This window comes from Mesorhizobium loti, assembly GCF_003148495.1.
GTDB classification, from domain to species: Bacteria; Pseudomonadota; Alphaproteobacteria; order Rhizobiales; family Rhizobiaceae; genus Mesorhizobium; species Mesorhizobium loti.
The window spans coordinates 439,598-462,104 of record NZ_QGGH01000001.1 but is presented as its reverse complement, the minus strand read 5'-3'; the positions used below and the strand labels follow the sequence as shown (position 1 = coordinate 462,104).

The window sequence follows — 22,507 nt, the reverse complement described above, 5'->3', positions numbered from 1 at the left end:
GCCGAACTCGACGACGTCGAGAAGCCTACAGTGCTTGCGAGATGCGGCGGCGCTGCTCATCCGTTGCCACGTCTCCGAACCCGGCCCGCGCGTTGCTTTTCATGTGTTCGGGATCTGACGTGGCGGGGATAATGCATGTCACCGCAGGATGGGCCACGATGTACTTCAGTGCCAGCTCTGACCAGCTTCCGCAGCCAAGCTCCCTGGCGACCTCAGGAAGCGGTCTGTCGCTGAGGCGACGTATCAGTGTGCCTTCACCCAAGGGCCGGTTGACAAGAACGGCGACGCCGAGGTCCTGGGCCGCGGGTAATAGCCGCCGCTCCGCCGCACGATCAAGCAGCGAGTAATTCAGCTGCACAAAATCGAACGTCTCCGACCGAAGGACGGCTTCGAGATCCCCGTGGGCGCTATCCGTGTAGTGCGTCACGCCAATGTACCTGAGACGCCCTGCGGCCTTCCACTCTTTGAGGACGGGAAGGTGGGTCCTCCAGTCGACGAGGTTGTGAATTTGCATCAGATCGATCACGTCGGACTTCAGCAACCTGAAGGAATGCTCCATCTGCTTGATGCCTGCCCGCCGACCCGTCGTCCAGACCTTGGTTGCGAGGAATCTTGGGGAACCGGGCGCCAAACTGGCCAGGACCTCGCCGGCGACCTGTTCGGCCCGACCATACATGGGTGACGTGTCAATGACTGAACCGCCAGCCGCGAACAAACGCTCGAGAACCTGCCTCGGTGCCTCGAGTTCAGTCGGGGATGTGCCGCTATCGAACGTCTGCCAAGTGCCGCATCCCACGACCGGCAGCGGCTCACCGCTCGAAGGAATGTTCCTGGTAAGCATCGCGGATTGGCCTGGTGTTTCGGGCATTAAGCTACTCCATCGTCGTCTAAGGCATGGACGTTTCGGCCATGAGTGAAACAGGCAGGAAGCAGATTAGAAAACAGCCCTGCCCTGTTTGGTCGTTATTTCCAGAGGCTGCTCGTCGCGGGATTATTGCGGTGGGCGGCATTGCGTCGTGAGTATCCCGATGCCGTCAATCTCGACTTCCACGGCGCCCTCCTTCGGCAGCGGGCCGACGCCCGCCGATGTGCCGCAGGCGATGAGATCGCCCGGGAGCAGGGTCAATCCGCGCGAGATCAAACTGATCAACCTGGCCGGCTGGAAAATCAGATCCGATGTCGAATATGACTGGCGCTCGCGCCCGTTGACGCGCGTACGGATAGTCAGTCCGGCCGGATCGATGTCAGTCGCTATGACCGGGCCGAATGGCGCGAACCCATCCAGCCCCTTGGCGCGCGTCCAGTGGGTAAAACCAGATTCCGCTTGGAGAAATGCGTGCGCCGTCAGGTCGTTGACGCAAGTATAGCCAAAGATCGCCGCCTCAGCCACTTCGATCGATGCATTAAGGCACCGCCTGCCGATGATGATGCCCAGTTCCCCCTCGAAGAGAATGCGCCCGACAACCGCTGAATGCTCGACAACCGAATTCTGACCGGCATATGAATTGGCCGGCTTGATGAAGAACATCGGGTCTTTTGGAATTTCAAGACCCTGCGTGGCCGCGACGGTACGGGAATTGTTCCACAGTGCGATCATCTTGCTTGGAACGCATGGCATGGCCACCTGGACCGACTCGAGCGGAAGCAAGGCACCGGTTGGCTCGCTTGCTCCGAACATGTCGCCCTCATGGACATGAATGGTATCGTCAACAAGGATGCCGAAGCCTGAACTTGTTTTCACAGAATAACGAATCCAGTGCGTCACGTCGGTTCCATCCAGAATCTATTTTACACTGGGCGAGGCGCGGTCCACCTGTTCGTGCGGTGCGTGTGGTGCGTTCGTTTCAGCCAGTGTTTTGGCCCTCAGACGAAGCAGCGCCAGCACAAGATCGATTGACGGTGTTTTCATGCCCGTCATAAGTCCCAGTTCCTGCACGGAGCCGGCGAGCGACTCAATCTCCATCGGGCGGCCGCGCTCCAGGTCCTGCAACATTGAAGTCTTGTGCTTGCCAACGGCCTGCGCGCCCGCAATACGGCGATCGACATCAATCGGGAACTTGACACCCAAATGCTCGGCAATGCGTTGCGCCTCCAGCATCATTGATCGCGCCACACCCCGTGTCCCGGGATTACGGCAGATCGTTTCGAGTGTCGCCAGTGTCAGCGCCGAGATTGGATTGAAGCTCAGGTTGCCCCATAGTTTTATCCAGATCTCGTCGCGAATGCGTGCCCGGATCGGCGCTTTCAGGCCACCCTTGCGCATCGCATCGGAGAGCGCTGATACGCGCGGCGTCGCCTCTCCGGATGGCTCGCCCAAGGAAAACCGGTCCCCCTCCATCAGCGTCACGACGCCAGGATAGGTGATCTCGCAGGCTGGATAGACGACGCAGCCGATCACCCGCTCGGGCCCGATCGTGCGCCATTGCACACCGCCTGGATCGACACTTTCGAGCCACCTGCCCTCGAATTCGTTTCCGGCCTTGAAAAAGTACCACCATGGCAGGCCATTCACTGCGGTGACCACGCTGCCTTCCGGCGCCAGGAGTGCAGCGATCGATTGGGCAGCCGCCGGCACCTGATGAGCCTTGAGCGCGACAATCACATAGTCCTGTGCAGCCAGGTCTTGTGGCCGGTCGGTACAGATGAGACGATAGACCGTCTCCTGCTCGCCTTGGACCATGCGAAGCCCATCTCTTCGGATGGCCTCCATGTGCGCACCGCGCGCGATCAGGCTGACTTCGCAGCCCGCCTCGGCAAGTGCGGCCCCGAGATATCCACCAATCGCGCCGGCCCCGTATATACAGATCTTCATGCATGCCCTTCTGTTCGGCTAATGCCCAACAGCGCAGCAAGACCAATGCGCTGAATCTTTCCTGTTGCACCCTTCGGAATCTCATCGACGATGAATATCTTGCGGGGCACTTTGAATGCCGTAAGCCGCTCCGCGGCGAAAGCACGTATGCCCTCGGCTGTGGCGCCGCTGCCCGGCGAAAGCACGACGGCTGCAGCCACCTCTTCGCCAAGCTTTGGATGCGGATAGCCGAAGGTGACGGCCTGGGCCACGCCGCTTGCCAGCAGCAGCACTTCGTCGACCTCGCGCGGGGCGACTTTTTCACCCCCCCGGTTGATCAATTCTTTAATGCGGCCGGTGACGGTCAGATAACCTTCTTGATCGAAGCGGCCGAGATCACCGGTGCGAAACCATCGCGCCTTCGCATCGCCGTCCTCGAAGAACGCGGTGGCATCGGCGCCGGGATTGTTCTCATAGCCGCTGGCAACATTGGGTCCGCAGATGACGATCTCGCCCTCGGTGCTGGGCGGAAGGAAATTGCCGAATGCGTCGGCGACACGCACCATCGGGCCGGCCGCCCGTCCAACCGTTCCTGGCCGGCGCTCTGCCTTTGTCAGTGGATTGGACGTCATTTGATGCGCCGCCTCGGTCATTCCGTAGGCTTCGACCACGGTGCAGCCGAAAGTCTTCTCGATCTCCGCCAGAACCGAGGGCGGCAGGGAGGCCGAACTCGAGCGAACAAAGCGGAGGCGGTTCTTCATGGCCTCGTCCGGTTGGCGCGCTGCCCGCTCGGTGATCGCCTGATGCATTGTCGGTACCGCAGTGTACCATGTAGGGCTCTCGCCTTTCAGCAACGCCATGAAGCGTAGCGCGTTGAAGCCCGGGGTGCAGACCACTGAGGCTCCGGCGTGCAAGGATGCAAGGACCGCCGCGACCAGCCCGTGGATATGGAAGAGGGGCATGATATTCAAGCAGACGTCGTCGCGCCGCAACGCCAGCGAGACCGCGATATGGTTGGCCGATGAGGTGAGGTTGCGATGCGACAGCGGCACGATCTTCGGCCGCGACGTGGTGCCGGAGGTGTGCAGCACCATGGCAGTGTTTTGCGGCGATATGTTGCTCGTGGCAGTCTGCGGCACCGCCGCATCGAGATCAGGGGATACCAAGAGCCCAGCCGTCTTTTGCGTTCCGCAGGTGACGCGAACGACCGCCATTCCCCTGGCAACAGCAGCCTCGATCGCCGGCCCGGATGCGTCAGCGTCCACGATGATGAGCTTTGCATCGAGGTCATTCAGGTAGAAGTCAAGCTCCTCCCTGCGATAGGCTGGATTGAGCGGCGCCGCCGTGCCGCACAGCGTCGAAGCGAGAAACGCCACCGCCATCTCGGCACCGTTCGGAAGTACGATTGCCACTCTGTCATTCGGTCCGATGCCCATGCCGCGAAGGCGGCAAGCGACGTCATCCGCATGCTGCAGCAACTGCCCATAGCTTAGCGGCGCCTTGTCGGGTGCTCTGATCGCCGGGGCCTCGGCGTCAGCGCGCGACAGTATGTCCCTGATCGTCAAGTGTAGGTCGCTAGGCAAGCCATCCTCCTTTATGTTCGCAGGCATCCGCCTCCCGGTCGAAGGCGACAGCTACCGGATGTCCTACACGCGGCCACGTTGGCGTTGCCTACCAGCCGGAGCGAACTCGGCGTCGATACCACTCGTGTAACCCGGCCCGTGCCGGCCTCGTTTGAAAGCTGCGCGGGGCCTCAATGCTGAATATTGGCAGCAGCGCATAGCCAATCGTTGACGGTAACATCCCTCGTCACGACCGCGCCCGTTAAGAGGGAAACAGAATGATGTCGAGCGGATCCCAGGACAACGAAACCGCATCCCCGCGAGCTGGCAAATACACGCCTTGCCGCACAGTCTGCTTGACGATCACCTGCGCCGATCCCAACGAAATCACATATCGAATGGAATCGCCGCTATAGATCAGATCCTTGACGGTCCCGGCCCATCCCTTTTCGTCACCAGGCGCTGTGAAGACGATCTTCTCGGGACGAATAAACACTTCGACGTCTTGATCCGCGCGAATGCCGCTTGACGGTACGCCCTGGAGTAGGAGTTCACCGATCTTGACGGTTGCTGTACCGCCATGCTCGCCAACGACGCGACCGCCGAGGAAGTTGCTCTCCCCCATGAATCCGGCGACAAACTGATTGACGGGCCGCTCGTATATTTCACGCGGCGGCGCAATCTGCTCCACCCGACCGTTCTTCATAATCGCGATCCGATCAGACAGGACCAGCGCTTCGTCTTGGTCGTGCGTCACATAGATCAGCGTCGTCCCCAGTTCCTGATGCACTCGCCGTAACTCATGCTTCATCTGCTCTCGCAACATGCGATCCAACGCGCCGAGCGGCTCATCAAGCAGCAATAGCGGTGGTTGGAACACCAAGGCGCGGGCGAGCGCCACTCGCTGTTGTTGGCCTCCGGATAGTTGTCGAGCATAACGCTCCTCAAGGCCGTGCAATCGAACGAGCGCCGTGGCGCGGGCTATATGATCTCGTGTGTCGGCTTCCTCCATGTCACGCATCCGCAATGGAAATCCGATGTTTTGTGCAACGCTCATATGCGGAAAAAGGGCGTAGTTCTGGAAAACAACGCCGATTGAGCGCTTGTGCGTGGGAATACCGACCAGATCCGTATTGTCCAAAAGGATCGACCCTGCCTCGGGCTGAACAAAGCCGGCAATCATCATCAAGGTGGTGGACTTCCCAGAGCCGCTCGGCCCCAGCAACGTCAGGAACTCCCCGGCACGCACAGAAAGAGAGACGTCGTCCACGGCCACGACGCCGCCATAAGACTTGCGCAATGACCGCAGCTCCAGGCTGCCTGCCTGCCTGGCAGGTACTGCCGATTTCATAGGCTGTATTCCAAGATCTCGAGCCCGCGCACGCGATCGATCAGATAAATCCGTTGCGTCGCACGATCGACAAAGACGTCGTTCGACAGCGGTCCGAACTCCGAACGCATCGGAGGTAGCCAGCTGGCGATTTCGACCATTTTCCTCGGATCGCTGACATCAAGAACGCGCAAGCCATGGGAGAACCAGGCCAGGAACAATAAGTTGTCAACGATCTCCTCATGCGGCTGATGCGCTGCCCAAATGCCCATCTCTTTCCCGCGCGGCAGCTTGAACTCGTCGACGATTTTCGGCGCGTGCCGATCGGCAATATCGAGGCTTGTGGCCCACCCTTCCATATCCCACCAGCCTTCATCGACTGAGATCACAAAGTCGCCATTGGTCACCGCGCCGGGTGTTGGCACGATCGTGTGTGTGAACAGGCCGTGCAGCGGATGGCGGCAAACAGTCTTGGGTTTGGTAATATCCGTCACGTCGACGATCGCCATGCCAGCGTGTACGAGAGAGACATAGATATAATTGCCCCGCCGCAAGCCGTGGTGAACGCGATGGCGTACGCCTCCTTCCCAGGAGGGGGTTTCACCGCCAGCCGTCCACTGCCCCGGCAGCCACCAGCGCGAGACTTCCCTCGGCCGGGTGGGATCGGCCAAGTCGTAGGTCACCAGGATATTGCCTTGATAGCCTTCAATCTCCGTCGACAGATAGGCGTAACGACCGTCAAAGTCGAAGCGATGGACGCCCCGACCCCCGGTACGCAGGAAATGGATCTCCTTCGGCTGTTCGGGTCGTGAGATGTCGAATATACGAACGCCGCCCTGGAATTCCGGCGCTATGCTGAATTCAGGGTAAGCTTCGTTGTTGATCAGCATCAGATCTCCATGCACCCGAACCTTATGACTATGGGCTGTCCATGGCATGGTGAGATGCGACAGGAAGCGTGGTTTTGCCGGATCGGAGATGTCTAGAATGGTGGTTCCTTCGGGGGGCGAGATATGGCCCACGAAGCAAACGTTCCCTTGCACATTGACCTGGCCACCGCCGCGGACATCGGCGTAACCTATATGCTTGAGCTTCAATTGACCCATTTTTTTCTCCTTGAACATTTTTTCGCCGGGCAGTCCTAAGTCGTGAAGGCGACAAGGTTTATCCGCGCTCACTCATCGAGCGCGATCGCAGCAGATGCATGATGACCAGCGCCGCTATCGTTAATCCCACGAGAACCGCAGACGCAGCAAAAACGCGTGGATCACTATCGTTGAGCATGCTGTCGTAGAGTTGTTTCGGCAGCGTCTTTGCCTTGCTGCTCGTGAGAAACAACGCGATCGCGAGATCGTCGAAGGATGTCAGAAAGGCGATTAGCGCGCTGGCGGCCGTCATCGGAGCCAGCAACGGTAGAATAATATGACGAAGCCGACGCCATGGAGACGCGCCAAGAGACGCGGCTGCATCCTCGAGACGGTTGTCGATTGATTGGACCGCCGCCACCATAACAAGCACCGTCGGAGGGATCGCAAGGATTGTATGCCCCAAGACCAGGCTTATCCTTGTTCCAATTAGGCCAATTTGTGCAAAGAGAAAGTATGCCGACACACCATATGCGACCGCCGGCACTATCATTGGGGTCAAGTTGATCGACACCAAGGTCGTCCGGACCGCCGGTGGCAAGCGACGGAGCCCGAGGGCGGTCACAAGTGCGATTGTGCTCGCCAAGGCCGCTGTCACCAGCGCGACTTGAAAGCTGGTGAGTGTCGAACTGATCCACTCATCACGCGTGAAATACAATGCGAACCAACGCAATGAGAAATTGCCGAGCCTGATAGCGCTAGAGGGCGACGGGAAAAACGCCATAAGAACGATCAAGAGGATCGGGAAAGCGGTTATGGTCGCGATCAGCGCCGCCATCAGAGTTGCCAGCCTGGGCTGCGATCTCGCTGACCGCCGCCTACGCCGCAGTGGATTTGGCGAGAAGCGTCTCCACAGCGCGCGAACAGGGCGCCATCCTTGATCCAGCTTCGCGATCAGCGTGTAGAGCCTGATCGCTTCGCCGCCTTGACCTTCCGGTGCCGCATGTCCAGCACGGACGTAGCGATTGAACACTGCAAACAGCAAAAGTGTAGCCGCCAGCAAGAGGGAAGACAAAGTCGCGGCCATGGGCCAATTCAGCATCACCCCCATATGGCGCTCCACCAGAACCACAACCGAGGGGCTTTGATTTCCGCCGAGAACCGCCGGGGTCACAAAGAAGCCAAGCGAAACGATGAACACCAGAAGCGAACCCGAGATAATTCCTGGAGCTGTCTGGGGAACATAGATCAAAAAGAACGAACGCATCCGGCCCGCTCCAAGCGTTTCGGCGGCTCGGACAAGCGAGCGGTCGATGCCGTGCATGGAGCTGTAGAGGCACAATACCATGTAAGGCAGCATGACGTGGACCGTGCCAATGAAGACCCCGATACGGTTGAACACCAACGACATCGGGCGGGATACGATCGAAAGATACATTAGGCTGGAATTGACGATCCCCTCCCGGCCAAGGATGGCGACCCAGGCAAAGGTGCGCACCAACGCACTCGTCCAGAACGGCATGATGATGCAGATCAGAATGAAAAGTCGCAGTCGCGACCCGCCGGTCGCCATGACATACGCGACCGGATAGCCGACGACCAAGCTGAGGATGGTGGTAAAAAGGGCGAGCTCGAATGTCCAGACAAAGGCGTTCAGGTACAGTGCCGAACTTAGCGCCCGCTCGTAGTTACTGAAAGTAAAGACACCGTCTATCCAGAAGCTCATCCAGAGCGTCTGGATGAGCGGCACATAAAAGAAGCATAGAAGAAACAACAGCGGACCCGTCAACAACATCACGGCTGCTCGGTTGACTGTGTCCGGTCCCCGCAGTTTAGGCATGATTTCTCCATCGTGCGCTCAGAACCTTTCTGAGCCGCGGGTGCTGCGACGTCACTATTCGAACAATCCCTCTAGCACTGAACCCGGGACCGGCTATTGGCTTACCCAGCTTGCCCAGCGCTCGTTGACCTTTTCAAAATTGCTGCGGCCGGAGCTGTCCTGTTCCATCCACCAGTCGTCATTGATCATTATGAGACTGGCGAGGTGTTCAGGAGAATTGATCCGGCTGGCCGCCGTTTTGGGGTCCATGTATTGCTGCGCTGACTTCACGGTGAGGCCATAAGCTGGATAAGCATTCAGGAAGGCCGCGTGATTTTTTGGCTCCAAATAGTAATCCAACAGGCGATGAAAATTCTTCGGGTGCGGCGCCTTCTTGGGCATACCCCAATAGGAGATCTTGGCCATCGCCTGATTGAATTCGATATTGATCCCCGGATCCTGCCCCTGCTGCTTCATCACAATGATGCGGCCAAGCGTGTTCATGCCTACCACCGCATTGCCGCTCGTCATCAAATTGAGGCCTTCAGGGCTGGTTGACCAGAACTTGGCAACATGCGGCTTGATCTTGTCGAGGGAGGCAAAGGCGCGGTCAACGTCCAGCGGGTACAATTTGTCGACCGGCACGCCGTCGGCGACCAACGCCGCTTCGATGGGTCCTACATAATAGCTCGGATCGGGCAGCGCCCTGGGACCCGGGAACTTGCTGACGTCCCAGACATCCGCCCAGCTGCGCGGATGCGACCCTTCTTTGAACTCGGTGGCGCTGTATACGATGCCCGCGCCCCAGACGATCGTGCCTACACCGTACTGAAGTGCGCCGTTGGTGATTAGGTCGTCTTTCAGCCCGGAGCGCAGTGCCGAGTAGTCGATGGGCTCAAGCAGGTTTCGCCGGCCCAAAATGCCGATATCCGTGGCACCAATTTCCCAGAAATCAAGGTCAACAGTGTCTGTTGAGACCATTGCCTCGACCTTGGCGAGCTTCGGATATGGAACTGACACGACTTTGATGCCCGTGGCAGCGGTAAAGGGATCGAAGATCGTTTTTCGCTGCACCTCCTCCACAATCCCGCCAGTTGTTCCGTATAATATTTCGGGTTCTTCCTTCTGCTGAGCCCATGCCGTCGGAGCCGCGACAAGCGCTGCCGTTGCAACTGCCTCCCTGAGCAGGGCGCGTCGAGACATTGCACGTTTCAACATTATTCTTCCTCCCTTTTAGAGTTCCCTCAGTAACAACCCTCAATCATCCACTCGTAGTCACAAAGCAAACAATAACTTCATCCACTAAAGCCGGTCGAGCCACTACCAAAGTTCATCATGACATGCCTGACGATGGTATATTCTTCGAGACCATACATCGACATTTCCTTGCCGAAGCCTGACATCTTCATGCCACCATGAGGCATCTCATGCACGAAAGTCAGATGTTGGTTCACCCATACGACGCCATATTGTAAGCGCGCGCTGATCTTTAGCGCGGTCTTGACGTCGCGGGTCCACACCGACGAGGCAAGCCCGTAGTCGTTGTCATTTGCCCAAGCGATGGCCTGGTCAGCATCCTCGACGCGCGTGACGGAAACGACCGGTCCGAACACCTCGCGCCGGACGATCTCGTCCGACTGCAGGGCTCCAACAATCAGCGTCGGCTCATAGAAAAAGCCGGCGCGATCTGACGGACGGCCCCCCGTCACGACCTCGATGTGCTTCTGCTGCGCCGCGCGCTCCACGAAACTGGCGACCCGCTCGCGCTGACGCTGGCTGATCAAAGGACCCAACTCGGTCGTCCCTTCGCCGGGCGAACCAATACACAACGACTTGAGGGCGCCGTCGAGCTCAGCGACCAGCTTGTCGTGGATTTTTGGAGCCGCATAGATACGACACGCGGCCGTACAATCCTGGCCTGCATTGTAGAAACCAGCAAAGCGGATGCAACGCACGACCTCTTCGAGGTCGGCGTCGTTCATGACGATGACGGGCGCCTTGCCGCCGAGTTCCAGATGGGTGCGCTTCAGCGTCTTTGCCGCGGTTTGCAGTACCTTTTGGCCCGTCACGGTGTCACCTGTGAGTGACACAAGCCGGATGTCTGGATGGGCTACGAGCGCGGAACCTATGGTCTCGCCGCGACCGGGCAGGATGTTTACCACACCTGGCGGAAGAACCCCGGCCAACAGCTCGGCAAGCTTCAACGACGAAAGCGGCGTCTGCTCCGAGGGCTTCAGAAGCACCGTGTTACCCGCTGCCAGCGCCGCTGCGAGCTTCATGGCTGCGGTCGTCAAAGGGTAGTTCCAAGGAGCGATCAAACCGACAACGCCCACGGGATCGCGTCGGGTCATGCTGGTATGATTGGGAAGATACTCGCCGGCGGCGCTGCCCCCCATGCAACGCGACGCCCCCCCCATGAAACGGAAGAGCTCGGCCACGGCCGGCATCTCGTCCTTCAACATACGGATATAGGGTTTTCCGGTGTTGAGCGACTCAAGGGCCGCGAACGCTTCGGCGTCCCTGTCGATCAAGTCAGCTATACGGAAGAGCAATCCCGCACGGTAGGCGGGTGTCGTGATTGACCACGTCGCGAAGGCTTTCGTGGCCGCGGCGACCGCCGCATTAAGTTGATCCAACGACGCTTCAGCGACCTGTGCGATGACGCTGCCAGAAGCCGGATCAACGATGGCCTCGACCTCTCCCTGGCCAGCAACAAGCTGTCCGTCGATGAAAAGCCGCGTTTCGATCTGTGAAGATGGCAGGTCCATAACGCTTCCTCTGGCAACGTGTGCTAGTCCCTTTCGACTTGACTATAGAAACCGGGCCTGCTGCGTAAAATTCAAAATACAAGCCGGCAGCTATCGGAAAAATCGATGGCCACTAGGCGGTGAAGTGGCGCACCATTCGATAGCCTCGCGCCAACGCAAGGAACACGGAGGCCGGCTCCGCCAGCATCGATCCCCGCCGCCAAACGACACCGACGTCGACAGTCGGGATCGGGTCCTCCAGTGCTCGCACTTCGAGGCGGTCTCCTTCCAGAGACCATTGGCGGAAGGCGATGTCAGGCAACACCGCGATCCCTGCTCCGGTCGCCACCAGGCTGCGCACCGCCTCGACTGACGAGGTATGCAAAACGATATTCGGATGGAGGCCGGTCGGACGCCAAATCCCCTCACTGTTTTGTCCCATCTCATCAATCGTCAGCCCGATTACAGGCTCTCGCGCGATATCTGCCAAGGCGATCTGCTTGCACGCTACCAGTGGATGACCCGCCGATAGCCAAACTCGATTGCTTGAACGAACCAGAACTTCCGACTCTAGTGCATCTTGATTGGCCAAATTGGAGATCAGCATCAAGGCAACCTGCAGCTCGCCGTTGACGACCAGATGTTCGATGTAGGACCGGTCCTCCTCGGTGACTTTGACCACTAGCTTCGGGAACACCCGACGCAGTCGGGCCAGGACATCCGCCAGGAAATAACCAGCAACAAGGCTCGTAACTCCGAGCGTTAGCGTGCCCGAGATCGATTGAGGCTTGGTGATACTGACCGCCCTCCCAGCGTCCGCCACTGCCGCCAGGATCAGCCGCGAATGCCGCAGGAACTGGTGCCCCTGATAGGTCAACACAACACCCTTGGAGTGGCGGTCGAACAGGGTGGCCCCAGTCTGCAGTTCAAGCATTCGCACGCTCTCGGTGATGGCCGACTGTGAGATACCAACTGCCGCTGCCGCCGCGGATATGCTCCCCTCCTCAGCCGTCGCGACAAAATACGAGATCTGGCGAATAGTAATGTTCATCGGAATTGCTCACGCCTCCGAGTTGCCACCACAATTTTCGATGGACGCGACCACCGTCCAGGCCACAACCGATACGGTTACGGCCGCTCAGTACGAAAAGCGATGCTGCTTTGAATCTGCACAGTAGCTGGCAGGCGACGAGCCTGTTTTCTTAGTGAGGCATCGCAATCGACCGACAAACCTAGCGCAGCGCGAATGGCGCCCTCCTTACCAACGCGGACATGCCCACCGAGCGGATACGTCTGCGTTGACATCGAAAGAGCCGCTCGCCCGATGCGCGGGCCTGTGCGGATCGCGTCCTGCAGCAACTTGTTTTGTTCGCGTACACCATGATCTTGTAGACGCCGCGCCGGACAAGGGCGGGCCACAGTGCCAGATGAACTGAAACGTCTCACGCCAACGACGGACTTCATTGTCATCTGTTTGATGTCAACCATGAAGGGGCTCATCCTCGTTCTCAGAAGCAAGGGTGTCCGAGCATCGGCCGAGATCCCCGGGGTCTGAGGCTGCCGAGAGGCGTCGCTCAATTTGCGACCTTTTCCAAAGTTCCGATTATTGATACATAATCTCTATTTTCGAGAATCTCAAAGTACGTTCTCATTGTCAAGCGGAGATTGGGCCCGACCTGCTGCAAAGGCTAAAATCGAAGCACAGAGGCCCGGGTCGATCACGGAGCGAGAATTTTCGAACTGCGCGGCCAAGAGTAGACACGGATTAAAGGCGAACCTCGCCTGTCACTTGACCCATCATGGATCGTTTCGATCCCACTGGATGATCGCGGTTGCTGCTGGTGATTTAAAGCCGGCCAACTGAAATCTACCATCGTCACTTGATGCGTCCGATCGCATCCGGAACAGGGATCCCGCCCGGCCATAGCATCCTGTCGAGACCGGCAGGAGCCGGTTCGGCACTGACCCTGACCGATAGCCGGATATAGAGGAGCGCATCGACGATCAGGCAACGGGCAATCTCACCTCGCACTCTGTCAGTTGCTGCAGACTTTTTTGATTGCATTGGAGGCCTGAACCAGGCCGGAAAAATCACTCACGCTCTCGTCGTCCGTCGGCGCCGATGAAAGTCGCACGGCGAGCAGCTTATTTGGCAGCATTGCAACCACCTGTCCGCCGTAACCCATGAACCGTGCGAAATTTCCGCTGCACCCATCAAAGGAGAAGTCATCGATCCAGAAAGAACTAAAGTATCTCTGGCCCAGACCGGTTGGTCGGCCTGTGTCCAGGCCCCACTTGTGATGGTTCGTCAAACCCTCTTGGGTTTTCTGTTGGCTAAGAACTTGGTCCCCTGAAACTGCGCCATTGTTTTGAAAGAGCTCGGCGATCTTGACGAGATCATCAACGGTCGCATACAGCCCCTCGAACGCAAGAGGCTGCCTTTTTACACCAAACGTGGTTGCCACAGGCAGGTCGTAGATCCCGATTTTTTCGTACACCTCCCGTCGTAGCATCGATACGATGTCTTTGTCGGCGCCTTCCTTCTGTTTAAGCAGGCTGTCCAAGGCCGCGACAAGCACGAAGTAATCCTCGTCTCGATAGCGAACAAACCTGTCGACACCCCAGCCATAGGACCTGGGGCGTGCGAGCGCCTTGTCCAGTTTCGAAGCGAAATCGCCGTCGTTGTAAAATGCCATGTAGGAATCATCATACGGCTCGTCACCGATGTTCACTTCAGGCTTCCCTGCCCCGTTTCCGACACCGGTCGCCATGTTGAGGGCGCTGCCTAGCGTCACGTCCTTCCAAGCCGGAAAGTGTTTCGCTTCCGGTATCAGATCGTCAATCTTCATCGTGAAGATTTGATCCCCGTATTTGGCTGCCATCTCAAGCATGGCCATGCGCGCGACGGCGGATTTTGTCGCAGACCATACGCCGAAGCGCTGTCGGTCGCAGTAAGGCAGCGGACCGTCCGACGTTTGGCAACTCTTCATATAAATGGTGCCGTCAGCAAAGACCGCGGTCACGACTTTCCAGTCCTCACGCATACGGCCGCCGAACTCAGTGCTTTGAGCCGTGGTCAGGCCGACCGGCAGGTTGTCCCACGATGTTACCGGCAGGCGGCTGGCCTCTCGCACACTAAACGCCTTTTCAATGGCATGGACGTCCTCTGTCGAAATCGGTTTCATCGTCGAAACGGACGTTGCGGTTGCCTTGAAAACCGCGCCAGCCTGGAAGGGCGTGGTTCCGGTGGTTATTTGAATATGCAAGGGCGTGATATCCGCATCTTTGTACATAAACAGAGCGACGCCGTTATGGCTCTCGCCGCCTTCCACGGGATTCATAAGTGCAAATGGGAACGACGCGCGCGTCCAGCCCGGCGGATCATGCGGTTCCGACCAAACTTTTCCGGGCTGTACCAATATCTGCCAGTAGGTCCCAGCTCCCGTGGGTTTGAAGTCACCCAGGATTTCTTGTGAAGAGGGGACGAGGGTGCTTCCGACCGTCGTGAAGCTGATTTCGAAAGCAGGAAATGCATGCAGGTCCTTGCCATTTACCGGCGCAAGCTTGTCGGTGCTCACCATACTTGCCCCGGCAAAAGCCAGATGTCCGCTGAACGGCTTGGTGGCGTGCGAAGCATCCTTTGAGGAAACAAAGTCGTCGTTGGAGCGTAGCTGCAGCGTTGCGCTGGATTTTACGTCTTGAACCGAAATTGGTGAGGCCTTTAGATCACTGGCAGTGCCGGTAATGGCCAACGAGACGATCCCAAGTGCCACAAATGCAAATCTCGCTCTCATTTCAGTTCTCCCAAATTCCCGCTATTGGCATCGTCTTCAGGACTTCTAAGCCTTCAAAGCGAGCTGAGATCGCGCTGAAGCAGGGCTGGCGATCGTGGCGCCAAGCCTTTCCAGAAGCCATTTCGCTTTCTCGACCAGTTCGGCATTGCTCTTCACAAGCTCGGTCTTCGACATGCGGATCGTGTCCTCCATCCCGATCCGTACATGGCCGCCAAGCAGGTAGGATTGCATCAACATCGGGTAAGCGGCGCGGCCGATGCCAAAGCCTGTCCAGATCGCTTCCCGGGGCAGCATGTTGCGAGCGAACATCATGGTCTCAGGCGTCGTCGCGAAGCCGTATTTCACACCAAGCACAAGACTTGCGAGCGGCGGACCGCGAAACACGCCGCTTGCGAGAAAGTCGTTGAGGAGATTGATGTCTCCGCTGTCGAAAAGCTCGAACTCGGGCCGGACCCCACAGTCATAGATGATCTCCGCCATCTTCTTGACGTTGGGGGGCGTGTTGATGACGACCTCGCTGCCGAACGTCATCGTGTTGAGATCCAAGGTGCAGATGTCGGGCCGCAGATCGCGGATATGCTCGACGCGGCGTTCAGCGGTCACGAAATTGGTCCGGGGGCCGGCAATCTTGGGGTCCTCCTCACCGGGCTGGAACCGGCCACCAGGTCCGGTGGTGATATTCAGGATCACCTCCGTATTCTTGGCGCGGATCAAACGAACGAGCTCGCGGTAGTGATCGAGTTCCATCGACGGCCGACCGTCGGGATGGCGAACGTGAAGATGCAGGATGGACGCCCCTGCATCGGCGGCCTCAAGCGCCGAGACAGCGATCTGCTCCGGCGTGACCGGCAGATTTGCGTTGTCTTGCGGCCTTGTCAGGCTACCGGTCACGGCGCAGGTGATGATGGTGTCCTTCGACATCAGACTACCCTCTCAGCTTGCAAGGATGGCAGTGGCGGCGATCTCGACGAGAAGGCTCTCGTCGATTAGTGCTCCCGCCTGCACCATCGTCGTTGCGGGTCGAATGGCGCCGAAAACGGAGCCGTGGGCTTTGCCGACGGCCTCCCAGTCGCTCATGTTGCGCAAGAAAATGCGCGTCTCGACAATATCGTCGATCGAGGCGTCGAGTTCGTGCAACGCAGCACCGATGCGCTGCAGAACCACGATGGTTTGTTGTTCCGCATCGCCGGGGTGAAGTGCCCCATCGGGTCCAGAGGCGGAAGTGCCCGATACAACAATGATGTTTCCGGCGCGCACCGCCCGGGAATAACCGATAGCCGCGCCCCACTTGTTGTTCACGTCGACCCTGGCCCTTTTCATGTGCCACTCCTTGGCTGCCCTGGAGTTTCCTGCCGCTATCATGATGCGAAAGGCAGCAATGCCCGGTCGAAGGCCCGCACTATTTCGTCGATATCGGCATCTTCCATGGCAGTGGAGAACGCCATCAATCCATTGCCTGCAATGATCACGCCTTCGTCGAACAACGCCTTGGCGAGGGCCGATACCCGCGCGGCGCCATCTGCGGCGAATGTGGAGCGGTAGTCGCTCAGCGGTGCGTCCGTCAGGTGGACACGCCGCAGCGAACCCAGTCCGGCAACCTGCCCCTTGATCCCGTGTCGGGCAAAACAGGCACCAATACCCTGGTCGAATCGATCACCGAGCGCCTCGAGCTTCTCGAATGCGGCAGGGGTCAATTCCTCCAGAGCGGCTATCCCTGCCGACATGGACATGGGATTGGCGCTGAATGTGCCGCCATGCGGCACCGCGGGCGGACCCTTGCTCGGATCGAACACCGACATCACCTCCGCGCGGCCGCCGATGGCGCCGATGGCGAAGCCGCCACCGATAATCTTGCCCAGCGTGGTGAAATCCGGATCGATGTCGAAACGGCCCTGCGCACCATTGTAGCCAAGGCGAAAGGTGATGACCTCGTCGAGGATCAGCAGCGCCCCAAGCTCGCGCGTAACCCGCCGCAGCATCGCCAGATATTCGGGCTTAGCCGGCACCAGCCCTGCGCGATTGGGCATGACATCGACGAGCACGGCCGCCAGGCTGTTGCCGCTGGCGCGAAGGATTGCCTCGGCTACAGGCGTGTTGTTGAAGGGAATGACGACGACATCGTCGAGCACGCCCTGGGGTGTCCCCTTGGCGGTCGGCACGGATCCCGGCCTGTCGATGTCGCCCCAGGTGGCGGGGGTGGCGTCCTGGCTTGTCTCGGCTGGATCGTAGGTCCCGTGGTAGGCGCCCTCGCATTTTGCAATCTTCGGTCGGCCGGTATAGGCGCGCGCCGCCTTGATCGCGTTCATCACCGCTTCAGTGCCGGAATTGGTGTAACGAAGCTGCTCGACGGACGGCAGACGGTCGCACAGGATTTCCGACAGCCGGATCTCACTCTCGGTGGGCATGCCGAAACATGTGCCGGCCTCGAGCTGCCGTGTGGCAGCCTCGAGGATCTGGCGATTGCCATAGCCATGAATCAGAGAGGTGAAGTTCCCCAAGGCGTCGATCCGGACATGGCAATCGACATCGGTGATCCGGCAGCCATCGCCGCGCCAGGCATAGATTTGATGCGGCTTGCGATAGACGGTCGTGCGCGTGTTCCCGCCAGGCATGACCTCGCGGGCACGGGCATAGAGGTTTTCGGAATTTGGTGTCGCTGGTGCTGACATAAGGTCGCTCATCACTTGGTTCTACGTGGCAAGATTGATCCGCTCGCGACGCAAGGTCGGATGGCCGTTGTCGAATTCTTGAGCAAAACGGTGCCCCGAATAGACGGCGGCATAGATGGCGGCCGGCGCTTCGCAATCCCCGATGCGCGAGACACGGCGCAGTCGGCCTGCGTCACCCCTGTCAAGACGGGCGCTCAGCGCTTCAAACAGTTCGTTGCGAGGTAGCCGCGCTGTGACGAGGACAAGGGCGTCGGTCTCCCGGTGGCTCGTTGCGCCTGTTCGCGCATCGACGAAGAGGGCCTGGCCTTCATGCGCACCGGCGAGCGCCATGTGCGTAACCATTCCAACGCCACGCTCATATAGCCGCTTTGCTGTTCGAATGTTTTCAAGCGTGTTGATCGTGAAGGAGGAGACGTCGGCCGCTGGCGTGACCAACGTCACATTATTGCCCATCAGCGCCAGCTTTTCAGCGATCACGGCGCCCATGTAGTAGTGGTCGTCGTCATAGACGATAATGCGGCCCGAAGGGATATTGCCGCCCATGATGTCGTCCGGTGTGAACACGGGCACGCTGGCTGACAATGCAAGCGGCTTGAACGCCGCGCGCCCCACGCCATCGGCGCGCCATTGCGATCCAGTCGCGAGCACGACCTCATCGGCGTCAAACTCGAGAACATCGGCCAATCCGAGATCGCTTTCGAGATAGACACCGACATTCGAGAGTTTGTCGAGCTGAGTGACGCGCCAGTCGCGGACCCTCAGCCACTCACGCAGACCCGGCAGCTCGCCCTCAAGGGTCACGCGGCCACCGAGACGGCTTTGACGCTCGGCCAAGGTTACCTGGTAGCCGCGCTGACCGAGCGCCCGGGCGCATTCGAGACCCGCTGGCCCACCGCCAACCACGAGCACGGTCGCATCGCTTGATTTGGTGGAAATTCGTTCGGGATGCCAGCCGCGACGCCATTCTTCGCCCATGGTCGGGTTTTGCGTGCAGCGCAGGTTCGTCATGGCAAAGTGGCTGGACACGCAGATGTTGCAGCCAATGCACTCGCGGATATCTTCGTAGCGCCCCTCCTCGATCTTCTTCGGCAAGAAGGGATCGGCGATCGAGGGGCGCGCGGCGCCAATCATGTCAAGCACGCCGCGACGGATCAGGCTTGCCATCGTGTCGGGCGAAGTGAAGCGCCCGACACCGACGACCGGCTTGGTGGTGACGCCCTTGATCCCGGTCATGAACGGCTCGTGGTCGTTCTCGGGTGCGAAGCGGGAGGTCGGCGAATCGTCGGCCCAGGTTCCAACGACGAGATCCCACAGGTCCGGCAGTTCGGCGAGCAAGCCTATGGCCTCTATCCCTTCGTCCGCGGCGCGAAGTCCTTCGGGGCCAAACAGTTCATCGATGATCAGACGTACGCTCACCGCGCAGGCATCGCCGCCACCCTCTCGCGTTGCCTCGATCAATTCCTTGAGAAGGCGAACCCGGTTTTTCAGCGAGCCGCCATATTCGTCGGTGCGCTGATTGCGGGGCGAAATGAATTGGAAGGCGATGGTGGAGAAATTGCCGTCGACATTGAGAATGTCGAAGCCGGCCTTGCGCGCCCGCTGCGCCGCCGCCTTCCACCATCCCAGCAGTGCCTTGATGTCGGACTTGTCCATGGCGCGAACCTGGACCGGATGGTGTCCGCTGACGGGTCGGTCCATCGGGCCGAGCGGCACGTCGCGGGTCATGCGATTGGCGTTGTAGTAGGCGGGATAGGCGAGTTGCACGCCGGCCAGCGAGCCGTGCTCGTGGACCGCTTCGACCATCAAAGCGAGCGGTGGAATGTCGCCGTCATCCCACAGCATCTGCAGAACCTCCGGCATGAGGTCGCCTGAGGGATGAACCGAACAATGCTCGGTGTTGACCACCGCCCATCCGCCCTCGGCCTTGATACCGCGCATGGCGGCATGGGCTTGCGGTCGCAAATTGCCCATGCCGTTGCAGTGAGGTGCCTGGTAGAACCGATTGCGAGCGACAACAGGTCCGATCCGCACCGGCTCGAACAGGATATCGAAGCGTGGATCGCGCATGCATGGCTCTTTCTGTGTCTTCGCCTCAAAGAAGGACGAAGGGCGTGCTTTGTCAGGGGATGAAGCCAGTACGACCGCTAGGCGCGGATCTTGATCCAGGTTGCCTTCAGCTCGGTGTATTTGTCGATCGCATGCAGCGATTTGTCCCGTCCGAAGCCCGACTGCTTGTAGCCGCCAAAGGGCATTGTAATGTTGCTCTCATCAAAGTTGTTGATCCAGACAGAGCCCGCTCTAAGCCGGCGAGCGGTGGACAGCGCGACGTCGATGTTGTCGGTCCAAACAGCTGCGGCCAGGCCATAGATGGTGTCGTTGGCAAGCGCGACCGCCTCCTCCGCCCCGGAAAAGGAGATGGTGGCAAGGACGGGGCCGAAGATCTCCTCTTGCGCAATCCGCATCTTGTTGCTGACATTGTCGAAAACGGTCGGCTCGATGTAGTAGCCGCCGGTCTCGCTGAGGACACGCTTGCCGCCGGACTTGAGCTCGGCCCCTTCCCTGGCGCCGATATCGATGTAGTCGAGCACACGATCCATTTGAACCTGACTGACCATGGCGCCCAGCTTCGTGGCCGCATCGAGAGGGTCGCCAACGGTCAGCGTTTTCCCGACAGCAATCACCTTCTCGAGAAACGCGTCCTTGATCTTGGCGTCCACGAGAAGACGTGAGCCGGCGTTGCAGACCTCACCCTGGTTGAAGAAGATGCCGTAAGCCGCCGCCGTCGCGGCTTCGTCGAGGTTGCCGCAATCGGCCATGACGATATGCGGGGTTTTGCCGCCGCATTCGAGTGCCACGCGTTTCATGTTCGACTGGGCGGAATAGCTCATGAAGAGCTTGCCGACTTCAGTCGAACCCGTGAACGTCACCGCATCGACATCCATGTGCAGGCCAAGCGCCTTGCCCGCGGTCTCGCCAAGGCCGGTGACCACGTTGAACACGCCATCGGGAATACCGGCTTCCGCCGCGAGTTCGGCAAGCCTGATCGCCGAGAGCGGTGACTGCTCGGCAGGCTTGAGAATGACCGAGTTGCCCGCTGCGAGCGCTGGCCCGAGTTTCCAGCATGCCATCAGCAAAGGAAAGTTCCATGGGACGACCGCCGCCACGACGCCGACAGGCTCACGCGTAATCATGCCCAGAGCACCGCTGCCGGTCGGAGCAATCTCGTCGTAGATCTTGTCGATCGCCTCGGCGTACCAGGCGATCGTATTGGCAGATGCCGGAACGTCGATTGAGCGCGCGTCCGAGATCGGCTTGCCCATATTCAAGGTCTCGAGCAGGGCGAGCTCATCACCGTGCTGATGCATCAGCTCGGCGAAGCGCTGCAGCACTTTCTTGCGATCGCTCGGTGAGCGCCGCGACCAGGAGCCAGACTCGAAGGCGCCGCGCGCGGAGCGCACCGCCAGGTCGACATCCGTCGCGTCGCACGACGCTATCTGGGCAAGCGTTGTTCCATTGGAGGGATTGATCGCGTCGAACACCCCACCCGACACCGCGTCGACGAATTTTCCGCCAATGAATGCCTGTTTGCGGAGATTGAGATTGGACGCGGCTTGACGCCAGTCGATCGCACTCATGGAAGCTACCTTTCTCGATAATCGATACCTGCAGTCAATTAATGAGAAATTAGACCTTTCGGTCGCTGGCTGTCAACACAATATCGCAATGTTCCGCAATGATTTCTCAAAAGACGAGCGCCATCGACGACGTTCGTCAGATATTTCTTGCGAAAATACCCTCAAACGTTGCGCGAAAAACACAACTTTTATAATAATACGTGCAAATAGAGCGCTTCGGTTACTACCGAACGCTGCCGAGCAGGCAAGGATTTTCTGGACTCAGGCTGTACTTTTTAACGTATGCCGGAATTGTTTTTCCAGGATCTTAGACAGTTTCTCCGCCAGACGCTTGACCACTGCGACGTTAGTTTCTCGGTTGGTGTCGATAATTCCCTGGATCGTGCCCGTGACACACAGGCTATGCTGCGTGCGCTGCCCATCGATCCTGATCGGCGCGGCGATCGCTGCAAATCCGTCGACATCTTCACCGATGCAATAGGCCACACCGGTTTTGCGCACGAGTTGCAGTTCTTCCACGAGGACGTCGAAGTCGACTTTGGTCGCAGCCGTGAACCGCTTGAGCGGCTTGTCGAGCACCGAAGCGATGAAGTTCGGATCCTGAAAGGCGAGGATTGCCTTGGCCGAGGCGCCGGCGTGCGCCGGGATTTCGTGCCCCGGGACAATATAGGCCCTGACCAGATCGCCGGGCGCGACCATGTCGAGGCTGCGCACGCTGTCGCCCGACAGTCGCGCGATGAAGCAGGCCTGGCCGGTTTTTTCTGAAAGCTCTTGCAACGTCGGACGCGCAACGACCTTGAACCAGTCGTCGCTCGCACCTGAAAAGAGCAGTCTTTCCAACCGTCGCCCAAGCTTGAAATTGGCCGCGCTTGGGCCGCTCTGCTCGATCAGTTCAACATCAGCCAAGCTCTTCATCAGCCTGTAGGCCGAGGCTTTCGGCAGATCGAGCATCTCGCCGACGGCGGTTCCCGAGATGCCGCCTGGAAAGCCGGCGACGATCTCGAGAATACGCACATAGCGCTCCAGAGGCTTTTCAGTAGCCGCTTTGCCCGATGTGCTCTTGTCCATGATGCCT

Annotated in this window: 18 protein-coding genes; all 18 read right to left on the bottom strand. The window is 59.1% G+C overall.

Features of this window, described 5'->3' with window-relative positions; translation table 11 throughout:
• Positions 1 to 25: 25 nt before the first annotated feature.
• The 18 genes from C8D77_RS02445 to C8D77_RS02365 all read right to left on the bottom strand — a co-directional run bounded on the left by C8D77_RS02445 (position 26) and on the right by C8D77_RS02365 (position 22,500).
• A complete protein-coding gene (locus C8D77_RS02445) occupies positions 26 to 868 on the bottom strand; it encodes an aldo/keto reductase (protein ID WP_245951618.1) in 843 nt (280 codons plus the stop codon).
• A 123-nt stretch (positions 869 to 991) separates the two neighbouring features.
• Positions 992 to 1,765: a fumarylacetoacetate hydrolase family protein gene (locus C8D77_RS02440; protein WP_109658991.1), complete on the bottom strand. Its 774-nt coding sequence runs from the start codon at positions 1,763 to 1,765 to the stop codon at positions 992 to 994.
• A gap of 18 nt (positions 1,766 to 1,783) precedes the next feature.
• The gene (locus tag C8D77_RS02435) at positions 1,784 to 2,812 is read right to left on the bottom strand and encodes a 2-dehydropantoate 2-reductase (RefSeq protein ID WP_109658989.1); all 1,029 of its coding nucleotides are present in this window, start codon (positions 2,810 to 2,812) and stop codon (positions 1,784 to 1,786) included.
• A complete protein-coding gene (locus C8D77_RS02430) occupies positions 2,809 to 4,401 on the bottom strand; it encodes an acyl--CoA ligase (RefSeq protein WP_109658987.1) in 1,593 nt (530 codons plus the stop codon). Before C8D77_RS02430 ends, C8D77_RS02435 begins: the two co-directional genes overlap by 4 nt.
• A gap of 214 nt (positions 4,402 to 4,615) precedes the next feature.
• A complete protein-coding gene (locus C8D77_RS02425) occupies positions 4,616 to 5,704 on the bottom strand; it encodes an ABC transporter ATP-binding protein (RefSeq protein ID WP_109658985.1) in 1,089 nt (362 codons plus the stop codon).
• Positions 5,701 to 6,807, bottom strand: a complete 1,107-nt coding sequence (locus C8D77_RS02420; protein ID WP_109658982.1) for an LVIVD repeat-containing protein — start codon at positions 6,805 to 6,807, stop codon at positions 5,701 to 5,703. Before C8D77_RS02420 ends, C8D77_RS02425 begins: the two co-directional genes overlap by 4 nt.
• A 40-nt stretch (positions 6,808 to 6,847) precedes the next feature.
• Positions 6,848 to 8,608 (bottom strand): ABC transporter permease subunit, encoded by a 1,761-nt coding sequence (locus C8D77_RS02415; RefSeq protein WP_109658981.1) that lies wholly within the window; start codon positions 8,606 to 8,608, stop codon positions 6,848 to 6,850.
• A 93-nt stretch (positions 8,609 to 8,701) separates the two neighbouring features.
• Positions 8,702 to 9,805: an ABC transporter substrate-binding protein gene (locus C8D77_RS02410; protein WP_109658980.1), complete on the bottom strand. Its 1,104-nt coding sequence runs from the start codon at positions 9,803 to 9,805 to the stop codon at positions 8,702 to 8,704.
• A gap of 77 nt (positions 9,806 to 9,882) precedes the next feature.
• Positions 9,883 to 11,334, bottom strand: a complete 1,452-nt coding sequence (locus C8D77_RS02405; RefSeq protein ID WP_425453704.1) for a gamma-aminobutyraldehyde dehydrogenase — start codon at positions 11,332 to 11,334, stop codon at positions 9,883 to 9,885.
• Positions 11,335 to 11,467: 133 nt separating this feature from the next.
• Positions 11,468 to 12,385 carry a LysR family transcriptional regulator gene (locus C8D77_RS02400; RefSeq protein WP_109658978.1) on the bottom strand — a complete coding sequence of 306 codons (918 nt, stop codon included), beginning with the start codon at positions 12,383 to 12,385 and terminating at the stop codon, positions 11,468 to 11,470.
• 77 nt (positions 12,386 to 12,462) lie between these two features.
• Positions 12,463 to 12,822: a 3-keto-5-aminohexanoate cleavage protein gene (locus C8D77_RS37255; protein WP_146211762.1), complete on the bottom strand. Its 360-nt coding sequence runs from the start codon at positions 12,820 to 12,822 to the stop codon at positions 12,463 to 12,465.
• Between the two features lie 548 nt (positions 12,823 to 13,370).
• Complete coding sequence (locus tag C8D77_RS02395; protein ID WP_109658977.1) at positions 13,371 to 15,128, bottom strand: serine hydrolase domain-containing protein; 1,758 nt, start codon at positions 15,126 to 15,128, stop codon at positions 13,371 to 13,373.
• Positions 15,129 to 15,173: 45 nt separating this feature from the next.
• Positions 15,174 to 16,049, bottom strand: coding sequence for a beta-keto acid cleavage family enzyme (locus C8D77_RS02390; protein WP_109658976.1), 876 nt, complete (start codon positions 16,047 to 16,049; stop codon positions 15,174 to 15,176).
• Between the two features lie 12 nt (positions 16,050 to 16,061).
• Positions 16,062 to 16,448, bottom strand: coding sequence for a RidA family protein (locus tag C8D77_RS02385; RefSeq protein ID WP_109661182.1), 387 nt, complete (start codon positions 16,446 to 16,448; stop codon positions 16,062 to 16,064).
• Between the two features lie 38 nt (positions 16,449 to 16,486).
• The gene (locus C8D77_RS02380; RefSeq protein ID WP_245951616.1) at positions 16,487 to 17,809 is read right to left on the bottom strand and encodes an aspartate aminotransferase family protein; all 1,323 of its coding nucleotides are present in this window, start codon (positions 17,807 to 17,809) and stop codon (positions 16,487 to 16,489) included.
• A 9-nt stretch (positions 17,810 to 17,818) separates the two neighbouring features.
• Positions 17,819 to 19,864, bottom strand: coding sequence for an oxidoreductase (locus tag C8D77_RS02375; RefSeq protein ID WP_109658975.1), 2,046 nt, complete (start codon positions 19,862 to 19,864; stop codon positions 17,819 to 17,821).
• Positions 19,865 to 19,941: 77 nt separating this feature from the next.
• Positions 19,942 to 21,432: an aldehyde dehydrogenase gene (locus tag C8D77_RS02370; RefSeq protein WP_109658974.1), complete on the bottom strand. Its 1,491-nt coding sequence runs from the start codon at positions 21,430 to 21,432 to the stop codon at positions 19,942 to 19,944.
• A gap of 261 nt (positions 21,433 to 21,693) precedes the next feature.
• Positions 21,694 to 22,500 (bottom strand): IclR family transcriptional regulator, encoded by an 807-nt coding sequence (locus C8D77_RS02365; protein WP_109658973.1) that lies wholly within the window; start codon positions 22,498 to 22,500, stop codon positions 21,694 to 21,696.
• Positions 22,501 to 22,507 lie beyond the last annotated feature (7 nt).